General features: G+C 36.6%; 9 protein-coding genes and 1 pseudogene. 5 read left to right on the forward strand and 5 right to left on the reverse strand.

The genetic code is table 11. The annotated features are described in order from the left end of the window. Nucleotides 1–4 precede the first annotated feature (4 nt). On the reverse strand, nucleotides 5–880 hold the full coding sequence (galU, locus tag P256_RS12395; RefSeq protein ID WP_023274041.1) for a UTP--glucose-1-phosphate uridylyltransferase GalU: 876 nt from the start codon (nucleotides 878–880) through the stop codon (nucleotides 5–7). 415 nt (nucleotides 881–1,295) lie between these two features. Here galU and P256_RS12400 point away from each other — a divergent pair, with 415 nt between their 5' ends. The 5 genes from P256_RS12400 to P256_RS12420 all read left to right on the forward strand — a co-directional run bounded on the left by P256_RS12400 (nucleotide 1,296) and on the right by P256_RS12420 (nucleotide 6,203). Next, nucleotides 1,296–2,009, forward strand: coding sequence for an FKBP-type peptidyl-prolyl cis-trans isomerase (locus P256_RS12400; RefSeq protein ID WP_023274042.1), 714 nt, complete (start codon nucleotides 1,296–1,298; stop codon nucleotides 2,007–2,009). A 295-nt stretch (nucleotides 2,010–2,304) separates the two neighbouring features. Continuing rightward, entirely contained in the window at nucleotides 2,305–3,030 is a 726-nt protein-coding gene (locus P256_RS13040; RefSeq protein WP_023274043.1) for an FKBP-type peptidyl-prolyl cis-trans isomerase, read from the forward strand. A gap of 107 nt (nucleotides 3,031–3,137) precedes the next feature. After that, nucleotides 3,138–3,839, forward strand: a complete 702-nt coding sequence (locus tag P256_RS12410) for an FKBP-type peptidyl-prolyl cis-trans isomerase (RefSeq protein ID WP_023274044.1) — start codon at nucleotides 3,138–3,140, stop codon at nucleotides 3,837–3,839. Between the two features lie 198 nt (nucleotides 3,840–4,037). After that, the gene (locus P256_RS12415) at nucleotides 4,038–5,564 is read left to right on the forward strand and encodes a catalase (RefSeq protein WP_023274045.1); all 1,527 of its coding nucleotides are present in this window, start codon (nucleotides 4,038–4,040) and stop codon (nucleotides 5,562–5,564) included. A gap of 75 nt (nucleotides 5,565–5,639) precedes the next feature. After that, entirely contained in the window at nucleotides 5,640–6,203 is a 564-nt protein-coding gene (locus tag P256_RS12420) for an ankyrin repeat domain-containing protein (protein WP_023274046.1), read from the forward strand. Here the strand turns inward: P256_RS12420 and P256_RS12425 are convergent. From P256_RS12425 to P256_RS13045, 4 genes and pseudogenes are all read right to left on the reverse strand, one after another. After that, nucleotides 6,200–7,480 carry a hypothetical protein gene (locus tag P256_RS12425; protein ID WP_023274047.1) on the reverse strand — a complete coding sequence of 427 codons (1,281 nt, stop codon included), beginning with the start codon at nucleotides 7,478–7,480 and terminating at the stop codon, nucleotides 6,200–6,202. The two genes, P256_RS12420 and P256_RS12425, sit on opposite strands and share 4 nt — an antisense overlap. A 225-nt stretch (nucleotides 7,481–7,705) precedes the next feature. Further along, nucleotides 7,706–9,535, reverse strand: a complete 1,830-nt coding sequence (gene ilvD, locus P256_RS12430; RefSeq protein ID WP_023274048.1) for a dihydroxy-acid dehydratase — start codon at nucleotides 9,533–9,535, stop codon at nucleotides 7,706–7,708. A 528-nt stretch (nucleotides 9,536–10,063) separates the two neighbouring features. Then, nucleotides 10,064–10,873: a trimeric autotransporter adhesin/peptidogylcan-associated protein TpgA gene (tpgA, locus tag P256_RS12435; RefSeq protein ID WP_023274049.1), complete on the reverse strand. Its 810-nt coding sequence runs from the start codon at nucleotides 10,871–10,873 to the stop codon at nucleotides 10,064–10,066. A gap of 524 nt (nucleotides 10,874–11,397) precedes the next feature. Beyond that, nucleotides 11,398–14,636: pseudogene (locus tag P256_RS13045) on the reverse strand (beta strand repeat-containing protein); the annotation flags it as partial.

The raw sequence follows: 14,636 nt of genomic DNA on the forward strand, positions 1-14,636 counted from the left end.
TTATTTAGATCTTTAATTCTTTAATGAGCTGTTTAAAATCATTACCTAGTTTTGGATGCTCAATACCGTAATGTAATACAGCTTTTAAATAACCAAGTTTACTGCCGCAATCGAATGTTTCACCTTGCATACGGAATGCTTCAACTGTATCCATTGTTTGCAATGCTGCAATTGCATCCGTCAGTTGGATTTCATTACCAGCACCTTTAGGTGTTGTTTCCAAAATATTCATAATTTTTGCAGGTAAAACATAACGACCTATCACAGATAGGTTGCTCGGTGCTTGATCAATGGCTGGCTTTTCAACAATGCCCTTCATCACAATGCTTTGTCCAACTTCAGGCGCCTGTTCAACATCCACGATACCATATTGATCAACTAGATTTTCAGGTACAGCTTCTACCATAATTTGTGCAGCATTTGTTTCATCAAAACGTTTGACCATTTGAGCAAGATCATTCGTTGCACTATTTGCTTTTACAAGGACATCAGGAAGAAGTACAGCAAAATCATCATCACCTACAATATCTTTTGCGCATAGTACAGCATGACCAAGTCCAAGTGGCTGAGGCTGTCTTACACTAACAATAGAGACATCAGCAGGTACAATTTTTGTAATTTCATTCAATAAATCAATTTTCTTTTTATTTTCTAAAGTTGTTTCCAACTCGAAGTTACGGTCAAAATAATTTTCAATTGATGCTTTTGAACTATGAGTCACTAAAATAATTTGCTTTATACCAGCAGCTACTGCTTCTTTAACGACATATTCTATTGCAGGACGATCAACAACAGTTACCATTTCTTTAGGAATTGATTTACTGGCTGGTAAAAAACGAGTACCCAAACCTGCAACAGGAAGAATAGCTTTTTTAATCATAACAACTCTACTTTGTAATTAAAAATATATTTATAGCTCGATAATATCTTATCTAAAATAAACCCAATACACTTGTTATACACATATTGTGTTTATTTTTTTATATCATCGATAAAATAAAAATATAGTATAATAAATTTACCGTAATATGATAGGTGTTCATATAATTTTGTCTTTTTATAAAAAATAAATATTTTTATGAAATCCACAACTTTTTAACAGTAGATCATCAATAATTCACTATAATTCTAAATTTACATAAAGTATCAAGATGTTTTTTTACATCTTTTCACCTTGGTGCTATTTTTAATATTTAAGATACAACACTATTAAGTTTAATTGATTAAAACTATCCTATAAATGATAAGGATATACTTGATCATATTTAATAGTTAAATTAATTTTTGGATTTTATATGCGTAAACTCTCACTTCTTTCTACAGCTGTTATTATTAGTAGTTTGACTATTTTGCCATTAACTGGGTGTTCTAAAAATGAATCTGCAGATAAGGCAGATAAAAACCAAGCATCTGGCGTAAAAACAGATAAAAGCACAAACCCTCTTGAAATTTTAAGCTATGCCCAAGGATATCAATTAGGTTCTCAACTTCCTGCAGAAATTAATACAAAACAACTTTCTACAGGTATTGATGATGGTAAAGCACATAAAGACCCTCTTTATACACAAGATGAAATTAAAGCAGCCTTTGAAAACTACCAAAAAACTTTAGCTCAGAAAGCTCAAGAAGGATCTCAGAAAAATGATCAATTCTTAGCAGAAAATGCAAAAAAACCTGATATCAAGACAACAGCATCAGGACTACAGTATCAAATCTTAAAAGAAGGTACAGGTAAAAAAGCAACTGCAAGCTCGACAGTGAAAGTAAACTATGAAGGTAAACTGATCGATGGTACTGTTTTTGACAGTACATTTAGTCGAAATGAGCCAGTAGAACTTTCATTAGGTTCAACCATCCCAGGTTGGATTGAGGGCTTACCTATGATTAAAGAAGGCGGTAGCATTATGCTATACGTACCTGCAAAACTAGGTTACGGTGATCATGCTGTAGGTAGCATTCCTGCAAATAGCGTTTTAATCTTTAAAGTTGAATTGCTACAAGTTAAATAGCCAAAGAAGAGATAGAACATAAATATTTGTTCTATCTCCTTTTTAAGCAAGACCATCACTAAGTGAATTATCTATTAATTTTTCACTGTAAAAATAATAATAAAATTCACATCTATGAAATGCCTTCATAAACCGTTAGTATAAAAATATACTACTTATTTTTCATACTTTGTAGTTTTCTAATTTTTGTTATAGAGGCTTTATCTCTATATAAATATATCTATTCACTGTTCATTCAATTGTTCTAAATGGACGTACTAGGTATGACTTCATTTTTTATTTTGGGAATATCAACATGAATAAGACGCTAATTGGTCTATTGTCTGTGACTTTAGCCACAGCAACATTTGCAGCAAATAATACTTCGACTAACACACTCAATGAGCAAGAAGCATACAAATTAGGTGCAGAGCTCGCAAAAACAAATAAAGATGCTTCTAATGCACTTAAACAAGATATGGAAGATGCTCAGAAGAAAGAGAATCGCAGTCAAAACGATAATAATAGACAATCTTCTAGAAGTAATAATGCTCAAGAAGATGGTCGCATAACATCAAAAAATGAAAGAAATGCTGAGCCAAAACAAAATAATAATATATCAAATGATCGCCAATCTGATAATAGCTATACTGCAAGACAACGTACTGTTGTTGAAAATAAAGATCGAGCATTTTTCACAGAAAATAGCCGCCGCTTAGGGGTCGTTACCACTGATTCAGGACTTCAGTATCAAGTATTAAAAGCAGGCTTAGGGCGTATTCCACGCAATCAACATAATGTTCGTATTTCTTACGAAGTAAAAGACTTAAATGAGCGTTCTATTTTACGTCAAACAGATCAATCAGTACGATTAAGCCGTTTAATGCCTGCACTTTCTGAAGGTATACAAACAATGCGAGAGAAAGGTAAAACTCGATTCTTCATTCCGACAGGTCTTACTTCAGGCATCAAAGATTTAAGTGCATCTATCCCTGAAAATACATCATTAATCATAGATGTTGAGCTACAAAGCATCGAATAGTAGATCTATAATAATGTGAAATCAGACATTTATTTTTCGAAAATCCACTATACAAAGGTATCTTGATTAAGATACCTTTGTTCTATTATTCATCAAAGGATAAAATAATGAGAAAAAGTCTAACTTTCACTATTTTTTCTATTTTATGTTTTACCCATCAATATGCTTTATCAGCACCTGCAATAACTTCAAAAAGCCCTTTAAGTGATCAAGCTGGATATAGTCTTGGATATTTACTGGGTAAAAACAATACTGAAGCACTCCAAGGGATTAATCTTGATGCTTTTATTCAAGGACTTATGGTTGCATCAACCAATCAAGATCCTAGCTTAAGTGAAGATCAGATGGGTCAGGTTTTAAATACATATAAGAAAAAAACGGAAGCAAAAGAGTTCTTAGAACTCAAGCAACAAGCAGATAATAATTTAGTTAGTGGCAATGCGTTTTTAGCACAAAATGCAAAAAAACAAGGCGTTGTAACAACACCAACAGGTCTACAGTACCTCACGATTCAAGAAGGCTCTGGGAATACACCTAAAGCAACTAGCACCGTACAAATTAACTATGAAGGACGGCTGATTGATGGCACAGTGTTTGATAGTTCAATTGCACGACAACAGCCTGTGACTTTAAAAATAAGTGATGTGGTAACAGGGCTTGCACAAGGATTGCTTACAATGAAAGAAGGTGGAAAATCTCGTTTCTTTATTCCTGCAAAGCTAGGTTACGGTACAATTGGATCTGGCGATGCAATTCAACCCAATAGTGCTCTAATTTTTGATGTAGAACTATTAAAAGTCGAAAACTAACTCCATGAATAGGGGGAATTCCAATTACCCCTATATTGAACTTCTAAGCAATCCTTTTTAGTAATACTGATTAGATCAATAACAAATATAACGATCGGTTATTGCAATGATAATAATAAAATTAATCTAATTTAAAAATAACAAGATACTGATTAAAATTACATCTCAAGCATGGTACTTCAGTTTCTAGGCAAATATATGAATTTAAAACATCCTTTAGCAATCGCGATATTGATTGCGCCAACTTTTGCTTCACAAATGACTATTGCAGCAGACCCACTAACACGTGATAACGGTGCTCTTGTTGGAGACAACCAAAACTCACAAACAGCAGGTGCGAATGGTCCAGCCCTTCTTCAAGATGTTCAACTTATTCAAAAATTACAACGTTTCGACCGTGAACGTATTCCTGAGCGTGTTGTACATGCAAGAGGTACAGGCGTACATGGTGTATTTACACCATCGGCAGACATTTCTGACCTAACAATGGCTAAAGTATTTACACCAGGAACACAAACTCCTGTATTTGTACGTTTTTCTGCTGTAGTACATGGTAATCACTCTCCTGAAACACTACGTGATCCACGTGGTTTTGCAACAAAGTTTTATACCCAAGATGGTAACTGGGACTTAGTCGGAAATAATTTCCCAACATTTTTTATTCGCGATGCGATTAAATTCCCAGATATGGTTCATGCATTCAAACCAAATCCACAAAATAACTTAGATGATATGGGACGTACGTTTGACTTTTTCCAACATGTGCCTGAAGCAACACGTACTTTAACTGAGCTGTTCTCTGATCGTGGTACACCTGCAGGCTACCGTTTCATGGACGGTAATAGTGTTCACGCTTACAAGTTTGTAAATGCTAAAGGTGAAGTTCACTATGTGAAGTTCCACTGGAAGAGCTTACAAGGTGAGAAAAACTTAACACCAAAAGAAGTGCCTATGGTACAAGGTCAAGACTATAGTCATATGACACATGATCTTGTAAACAGCATTCAACGTGGTGAATACCCGAAATGGGACCTATACATTCAAGTACTTAAGCCAGAAGACTTAGCAAAGTTTGACTTTAATCCACTTGATGCAACAAAAGTTTGGCCAAATGTTCCTGAACATAAAATTGGTCAAATGGTCTTAAATAAAAATGTAGATAACTACTTCCAAGAAACTGAGCAAGTTGCAATGGCACCTGCAAACATTGTTCCTGGTATAGAACCATCAGAAGATAAGTTACTACAAGGTCGTGTTTTTGCATACGCTGATACGCAATTACACCGTATTGGCACCAATGGTATGAGCTTACCAATTAACCGCCCTGTAGTTGCTGTAAATAATGGCAATCAGGATGGTGCAATGAACTTCGGTCATACGACAACATCTGTAAACTATGAACCAAGCTCACGTAACCCAAGACCACAAGTTGCATCTGCTCGCTATAGCGAATTGCCACTCATGGGTACAACACAGCAAACAAAGATTCAAAAAGAGCAGAACTTTAAGCAAGCTGGTGAGCTTTATCGTTCATTTACCACAATGGAACGTCGTGACCTAATAGACAACTTTGGTGGTGCGCTTTCTGGTGCAGATGAACCTGCTAAATACAAGATTGCATCATTCTTATATAAAGCAGATCCTGAATATGGTACAGGCGTTGCAAAAATTGCAAAAGTTGATGTAAACCGCGTGAAAGCAATGGCTGCACAATTACAAGACTAATTCTTCACAATTGTCATATCACGGCATCATGTATGTATTCGTACGTACATGATGTTTTAACTTTGGGAGACTGTAATGAAACACCTATTTTTAACAATAGCAGTAATACTCTTATCTTACTCATCATTGACTTTTGCAGACACAAACATTTCCACTCAACCTTCAAAAAATATTTCTGCTGAAGAAGCCAAGACACAACTCACTCAGTATTATTTTGATGCTGCACGTGATGGTAATACAAAGATGCTGAGTGAATTTATTCAAGCAGGATATAACTTAAATACCCAAGATGAAAAAGGCTATACGGCGTTGATTCTCGCTGCATACCATGGTCATACAGAAGCAGTGAATCAACTTCTCAAAGCAGGAGCAAATGCATGTGTTCAAGATAAGTCAGGCAATACGGCTTTAATGGGTGCCATTTTTAAAGGTGAATTACGTATTGCAAGAACACTAATGAAAGCTGGTTGCTCACCTGATCAGGCCAATGGCTCAGGACAAACTGCAAGTATGTACGCTGCTCTTTTTCAACGCAAAGAAATACTTGATGCACTCGTAAAACAAGGTGCAAATACTCAACTGACTGATAAGCGTGGCAATACTGTCAACAATCTAAGTCAAGGTAACTTTAATAATTAAAGTGATTGATAATGCTCTTCAAGCACTTGGCTAAATATACTTTCGATCATCCAAACACGATATAAACTATTAAATGTATATGTTCTTTGATTTACTTTTAGCACCAATACAGGGAAGTTTGGCTGATTTTTCTCAATACACTGAACATCATTGTTCTGTAAGTAACCTTTTACATCTTCTTTATTAAGTAAAGTATCTATTGGCAGATTTTTACGTATTTTTTGAATATGTGCTGGGTACGATAAATCCTGACCATGAACCCATACAGACTCTAAAATCCGATACATTGTTTCAATACGCTCATCATCATTCACACTATAAAACAACGTTGCAATATCTAATACTGTTTCTTCTGTCGGTCGACAAAACGGCGTAAAAGCAACTTCTGTACGATTAGATAAACGCATTGCGAGTGCCCAATCAAACTGATCTCGTCCATGATAAGTTAAAGGATGTATACGTAATTGAATATTATAATAATTCGCTAACTCTTCTTTAATATATGCCAATAACAGCCAACTAATAGGATCTTCTAAAGCAATATATAAATCTAACTCTGGTTGCATTGCTTGAATGTCTGCAAGTTCCTCTGCATCATTAATTAGATGCTCTCGCCATTCAATATGGTTAATTAAAAATATTGGATTATCTGTCAGTAGTTTTTGTTGTTTTAATCGTCGAGTGAGGCGAAGTAAGTCATCAAAGGCATTATATTTTTTACCGCCAAACTCAAAATAGCTTGCCAGAACAGCATCATCATTAAAAACTCGTTCTTTAAAATACTGTTCTTTATGCTGTTTACTTGCCATGACATATAAAATACGCAACTTCCCATATTGTTGCTGCCATAACATATGAAAGACGTCTTCAAGTAGATAAAGAAACTTCTCTTCCCTTAACGGCGTATTTCTTAAAATAATTTCTGCTTGATCTAATGCAGCTTTAGATGGAAGCTCAGGATGGTCATCATAACCAAAACCGTGCTGCTTCGCTAAATTCTTAGCATCATTTAAAGCATATGCTTGCCATTCTTCAGCAGTCATTCCATTTGGTGCTGCTGCCGCATTTTTAGAAATAATGACTTTAAGTGGCTTTAATTCATCCACTAAAATTTCATTCAGCTTTGCCAATTGCTGAACAATTAAATAGCTATACACATCATCTAAACGTAAATGGATCGTTAAACCTTGATCGATTGGCAAGACATCTTGGCGAATAGGTTTATTATAAAACCATTTCGACTGGATAGGATCAAACCATCGACGTAAAAAAGACATGCTTTGCGCCTCTAAAAATAATTCCGTAATAACATAGAGAATCGTTCATTCAAACTTTAACAATTTTAGTTAAGGTTTATTCTGTTCGATGAATACTAAGTTTATCAAAAAATGAAGAATTTCGGCGGAAATATTTGCACAACAAAATGAATTTTAAGTTTAGTTTAATAAATAAAAACCGCTACAAGCGTACTCATAGCGGTCTCATTTTATACTATATAAAGCTTACAGGGTTCTTACTGCACCTTTTGCAGCACTGGTTGTATGCTGTGCATAAATTTTTAATGCTTTAGAAACTTTACGTTTTCTTTCTTCTTCGGGCTTCCAGCCTTTCTCTTCTTGAATAACACGGCGTTTTGCTAAAGTTTCATCATCAACTTTCACATTCATGCTACGGTTTGGAATATCAATTTCAATGATATCTCCATCTTCGATTAAGCCAATTGCACCACCTTCTGCTGCTTCAGGTGAGATATGACCAATTGATAAACCTGATGAACCACCAGAGAATCGACCATCTGTAATTAATGCACAATCCTTACCTAAGCCCTTAGATTTTAAGTAGCTTGTTGGATATAGCATTTCTTGCATGCCCGGACCACCACGAGGTCCTTCGTAACGAATTACAACCACATCGCCCGCTTTAATATCATGACCTAAAATCGCTTCAACAGCGGCATCTTGGCTTTCAAAAACACGAGCTTGCCCTGTAAATTTTAGAATTGAATCATCGACACCAGCAGTCTTTACAATGCATCCATCAAGTGCAATATTTCCAAATAGTACAGCAAGACCACCATCTTGAGAGAAGGCATGCTCAGCACTACGAATTACGCCTGTTTCACGATTACCATCTAAAGTTGGATAATAGCGATTTTGTGAGAATGCAACTTGTGTAGGTACACCACCCGGAGAAGAACGATAAAACTCATAAATTTCAGGATCTTCATGAGAAATGATATCCCACTTATTAATCGCATCTGCAAGTGTTTTTTCATGTACTGTACTTACCGATGTATCAAGCAATTTAGCACGATCTAACTCACCTAAAATTGCCATAATGCCCCCTGCACGGTGCACATCTTCCATATGTACATCTTGTTTTGCAGGTGCAACTTTACAAAGTACAGGAACATGGCGAGATAGTTGGTCGATATCAGCCATCGTGAAATCAACTTCGGCTTCATGTGCAGCCGCCAATAAGTGTAATACCGTATTGGTTGAGCCACCCATCGCAACATCTAAAGTCATTGCATTTTTAAATGCTGCTTTGGTTGCAATTGAACGAGGTAATACAGATTCGTCATTTTCTTCGTAGTAGCGCTTCGCAATTTTTACAATTTGCTCGCCCGCTTTTAAGAAAAGTTTTTTGCGGTTAGCATGTGTAGCTACGATTGAACCATTACCCGGCAAAGACAAACCAAGTGCTTCTGTTAAACAGTTCATTGAGTTTGCTGTAAACATGCCTGAACATGAACCGCATGTTGGGCATGCAGAACGTTCAAAATCTTTTACTTCTTCATCGGTATAGCTATCATCTGCTGCAACAACCATCGCATCAACAAGGTCAATTGCCTTTTCATTGCCTCTAAATTTTACTTTCCCCGCCTCCATTGGGCCACCTGATACGAATATCACAGGAATATTTAGACGCATAGATGCCATGAGCATTCCTGGCGTAATTTTATCGCAGTTTGAAATACATACCATTGCATCTGCACAATGTGCACTCACCATATATTCAACAGAGTCTGCAATTAAGTCGCGTGATGGTAGCGAGTACAGCATGCCATCATGCCCCATAGCAATACCATCATCTACAGCAATCGTATTAAACTCTTTTGCAACACCACCTGCTTCTTGTATTTGCTCTGCAACCAACTGACCAAGATCTTTTAGATGTACATGACCAGGAACAAATTGAGTAAATGAGTTTACAACGGCAATAATCGGTTTGCCAAAATCCTCATCTTTCATACCAGTTGCACGCCATAAGCCGCGTGCACCTGCCATATTTCTTCCATGTGTTGATGTTTTTGAACGATAATCAGGCATGAGTTTTTCCAATTTTTATGCTTGAGATGAGTAACGATCTCTGGCTAAACGTAATATGTATGAAGTTAGCCAGTTCGCTGTCTCATACAAAGAGTGACAAGTAAGTTATAGATGTTTCTTTATATAAACATGCCATAGCAAAAGTATTGGGCAAATACTTAATATAGACATGTAACATCATAGATATGGAAAATCACGCTTATGGGAAGTAGCAATACCTATTTTAGGTTGGGTGAGCTTGCATAAGAAGCCAGCAATAAGTCGTTTAGACTCAAAGGCGTATTTCCAAAATCTAAATATACCTATGGTTTATCTCATAACTAATAAGGATCACTTATTTATAATCGATTGAGACCATCATATTATTTTTCATTCTATAGAACAGTATGGATTTCTAAAAGTCAAAATATCATTCATTTTCAGAATAAAAGATCAAAATTTAATGAATATTTTTTTATTATTGATAAATATTTTTTATGAAAGATAAAAGTCAAAGCCATCTTATTCAATAACTTTGACTTATCACTGTTACCAATCTACAACTACACGACGATTTGGTGACTCACATACATGCTTCGCAACTGTACGTTGATCACCTTTACATTGCTCAAATTGACTAGTTTTGTTTGCAGCTACAACATGAATAATATCTGCTGATATACCTGACTGAATGAGTTGCTGCTCAACCGTTTTAGCACGTGCTTGAGAAAGTTTTTGGTTATAGCTATACGATCCTTTTGTATCTGTATAACCTGTTACTGTCACACTTTGACTATTTGTTTTCTTTATTGCATTTGCAATTTTTTCAATAGATTCTTCCTTAGAAACAATTGCTTGCCGATCTGAACGATCAAATGCAAATAATACATAAGCGGTGTGTGGAACAACCTCTTGTTTTACTGGAACAGGTACAACAACAGGGCGGTTATTTACTCCCCAGTCCATGAGTCCTTGGCACTCTTCACCTTTCCAATATAAAGTTTTACCAATGTAATCTTTATCAAAATCAATTCTTAACTGACAACGTTTATATTGCTGTGTATTAGGTACACGAATATCTAAAACATAGTTCCAAGTACGTACAAAAAATATCCCTTCATTAAATTGAGGGTTACCTAATAAATGACGATATTGATCCTTCGTTAGACCTGTTGAAAGATTTGCAACTGTCCCATATTCATAACGTGGAACTTGTTTCAAATAACTGTCTTTGATTTCGGGGAATTTAACTTCAGAAGTGTCTGTAGTGGTATCTACACTTTCTGCTTTTACGGCAGCGGATGCAAAGGTAAGTGAAAATGCTGTACTTATACATAACGTAGCTATTATTTTTTTCATTTGTTTTACTCTTGAAATAGTATAGAAAAATAAATATGAGACCACTTAAAACAAGCAGTCTCATACTCTATTCAACTCATAACTTAGTCAATCACACCTGATATACCTACACGGAATAATGGCGAACCATTATTACCACCAGCAACACCACCACTCATAGACCAACGACCATTATCTGCTGTACGTCTAAGCGTGGCACCAACTGCACCTTGATTATTATAGTAAGATGCGCCAGCAGCATATGTCCATTTACCTGCAACATATGGTGCTTGCTCCAATGCAGCGGTTGCAGCAATACCTGATGAAAGTTTATCTTCAAGTTTATTAATGCGATTATTTGTGTAAGCAAATGCTTGGTTCAAATTGTTTTCCACATTTCCTACGCGGTTATCCACAGCTGTTAATGCATCACCAACATTACTATAGCTACTGTTAGCAACCTTATATGTTGGGCTAGATAATGTACCATCTGCATTGACTGCTGCACTACCACCTAATGCTGCTGCAATAGAAGCATTTGCAGCGTACACTTGTGAACCATTTACACCATCTTTCGATGTTGAGCTGATTCCACCATTTGCAACATTAGTTACTTTCTGATTACCAGCATCAATACCAGAAGATGTCACACTTGGCCCAGTAGAATTTCCTGAAGCATCTTTAAAGCTTAAACCACTATTGTTAATAGTAGAGCTTGTTTTATCTGCACCTGTATATGTCGTTCCTGTTGCTGTAGTAGTTGCAGAGTTTCCTTTTGCATCAGATAAACTCGCTTGTGTAGATGTATAATTTGCATTATTAATCACATTGCCTGAACTATCTTTTGTTGCAACGTTCGTTCCTGATGCTGTTGTTGTAGAAGTAACCGCATTGCCAGATGTATCTTTACCACTAAGCGTATTCGATGTTGCTGTTGATTGATTTACATTGCCCGATTGATCTTTAATGGTATTTCCAGTAGCAATAGTCTGATTACTATTACCTGCAGTATCTGTCACAGTGTTACCAGATGTTTTTAATGAGTCTAGCTGATTTTGTACAGAATACAGTTGACTACCATTTACTGCATCTTTCGATGTTGCTGTTACTGCACCATTGGCAACATTAGTAACTTTTTGATTTCCTGCATCTAATCCTGAAGCGGTGATACTTGGGCCTGTTGCATTACCATTTTTATCAGTAAAGCTAATACCATTACCACCTACTGTCGTACCCGAACCATCAGTGTTGGTATATTTAGCACTATTCGCACCATAGTTTGCAGCTGTTGTATTACCACTACTATCTTTACTTGTTACAGAAATACCAGTTGGTTGAGCTGTTGTTGTGTTGCCTTTGTTATCAGACCAGCTCGCTTGAGCTGCGCCGTAACTTGCATTATTTACAACATTACCATTGGCATCTTTCGCTGTAACTGTGGTACCTCCTGAAGAAGTATTCGATGTAGCTGTACCACCATTGCTAGTATTTCCAGAAACGATATTACCTGTTGCATTACTAATATTTGTATTTCCAGCAGCATCAGTAACTGTATTACCCTGCGTTTTTAAAGCAAGGATTTTATTATCTACTGCTTTTAATTGGGCAACGTTTACAGCATCACTATCTGCTGTACCCGCAGCAACGCCTGTAATCTGACGATACACACTATTTTGTGCATCACCTACAGCGATTGCACCTGTCGTAGATGTTGTAGCATTTATTGCAGCTTGATCAACTGTAGTTGCACCCGTTGGTACATATCCATTTACTCCAGCACCCGTTCTTGCTGCTGAGCTATTACCAAGAACAACTGAACCTGCTGTTGTTGTTTTAACATTGTTACCTACCACAAATGTATTATCAGTACTTACAGTATTATTATTACCAAGCACATAACTTTCATTACCCGTCACTGTACTTGGATCACCAAAGGCACCAGAGTTATGACCTGTAACAGTATTACCTGTACCAACACTAATTGATTGATTACCAGAGGCAATAGCACCATCCCCAATTGCAACAGATGAAGTACCTGTAACACTTGAATTATTACCAATAACAACTGAGTTTGTTGCAGTACTACCTGCAGATGTATTTTTACCAAGTGCAACACTATTATCTGCACCTGTATTTACAATTGCATTTACACCTATTGCTGTTGAGCCAACGCCACCTGCACTTGAGTCATTTGTCGCACCTAATACACCTGAAGTTCCATCATTATTCGTATGTGTGTATTTAATACCCTCAGTATTCATTTTTTGAACAGTTTGTCCGATGGTTAAACGATCCTTCGTTTCTTGCCCTTGCGTGTTATAAGTCAAGAATGTAGATTCCGTATTACTATTATTTGGTGATGTATTCACTACCTCACTTGTTACATTAACTTTATTACCATTAGCATCAGAGACATTTGTCACACTGTTACTAATGTTTGTAGCTAATGCATCAAGCTGACCTTTATTCACTGCATCATTAGAAGATGTACCATTTGCAACGTTCGTTACTTTTGTACCAGCAGCATTAATACCAGAAGTCGTAATACTTGGGCCATTTACAATTGTGAGGCCATTTGAATTAACTGTTGTACCACCTACATTTAAACTACTAAAAGTTGCATTTTTATCTAAGCCAACAATAATATTACCATTACTATCAGTCATCGTTTTTAAGTTATCAGTATTATATTGATCATCCGACTTTTGACCTGTTCCTTTAATGGTTAAGGTTTCACCTAAGTTCTTATGTGTTACCGTGCCATTATTATCAACAAAGTTGAGCCCTTTATTTGTAAGATCAGTTGTTGCCGTATAAAGCTGACTACCATTCACAGCATCTTTCGATGTAGGACTTACTGCACCATCTGCCACGTTAGTAATTTTTTCATTACCTGCATCAATGCCAGATACTGTCACACTTGGACCAGTCTTGTTACCAGACGCATCTGTAAAACTTAAGCCATTTTGACCAATATTTGTACTTGATTTATCTTTTGGATCAGCACTGCCATACGTTGTACCCGAAGCAGTGGTTGTTGTCGTATTTTTACCATCAGTAATTGTATTTCCTGTTGGTGTTGAAGTATTACTATTACCTTTACTATCAGCAAGTGTATTACTTGTTGCTGTTGCAGTATTTGTATTCCCATCTTTATCTTTAATGGTTGTACCTTGTGCTGTCGTACTGACACTATTTCCTGAAGCATCTGAAGTTGAAGAGCCCTTTGTAGAAAGATCATTAAACTTACTATCAACAGCTGTTGCTAAATTATTTAGCTGGTTTTTATTCACTGCATCAGAACCATTAATACCATCAGCAACATTTGTCACACGAGTATTAGCAGCATCAATACCTGTTTTGGTCACACTTGGGCCATTTACAATCGTTAATCCAGTTGTATTCACAACTGTATCGCCCGCGGTAAGGCTACCATCACTGCCCAAGTTCACATCTTTTGCCAATTGCACTTCAAGGCCATCACTGCCGTTAGACACCACGCCAATGTTGTTCTTGGTCAATTTAGTGGTATCTGCACCACCTTTAATGCTTAAGGTATCACCCAGTTTACGTGCAACATTGTCGCCACTGTCTGCTGAGAAGTTGAGACCTTTGTTGGTGAGTGTATTCGTTGCAGCGTCTACTTGACCTTTTGTCGCAGCATCTGTTGGTGCAGTTCCATCTTTTAAATTGCTGATCACTTGGTTACCAGCATTAATACCATCTTTGCCAACACTTGGACCTGTAGATGTACCATTCGCATCTTTGAAGCTTAAACCGTCCG

The organism is Acinetobacter nectaris CIP 110549 (genome assembly GCF_000488215.1).
In the GTDB taxonomy this organism is placed as follows: Bacteria; Pseudomonadota; Gammaproteobacteria; order Pseudomonadales; family Moraxellaceae; genus Acinetobacter; species Acinetobacter nectaris.

Coding starts and splice junctions, on each gene's coding strand:
- galU (WP_023274041.1), bottom strand. CDS start 880: ATGATTAAAAAAGCTATTCTTCCTGTTGCAGGTTTGGGTACTCGTTTT.
- P256_RS12400 (WP_023274042.1), top strand. CDS start 1,296: ATGCGTAAACTCTCACTTCTTTCTACAGCTGTTATTATTAGTAGTTTG.
- P256_RS13040 (WP_023274043.1), top strand. CDS start 2,305: ATGAATAAGACGCTAATTGGTCTATTGTCTGTGACTTTAGCCACAGCA.
- P256_RS12410 (WP_023274044.1), top strand. CDS start 3,138: ATGAGAAAAAGTCTAACTTTCACTATTTTTTCTATTTTATGTTTTACC.
- P256_RS12415 (WP_023274045.1), top strand. CDS start 4,038: ATGAATTTAAAACATCCTTTAGCAATCGCGATATTGATTGCGCCAACT.
- P256_RS12420 (WP_023274046.1), top strand. CDS start 5,640: ATGAAACACCTATTTTTAACAATAGCAGTAATACTCTTATCTTACTCA.
- P256_RS12425 (WP_023274047.1), bottom strand. CDS start 7,480: ATGTCTTTTTTACGTCGATGGTTTGATCCTATCCAGTCGAAATGGTTT.
- ilvD (WP_023274048.1), bottom strand. CDS start 9,535: ATGCCTGATTATCGTTCAAAAACATCAACACATGGAAGAAATATGGCA.
- tpgA (WP_023274049.1), bottom strand. CDS start 10,873: ATGAAAAAAATAATAGCTACGTTATGTATAAGTACAGCATTTTCACTT.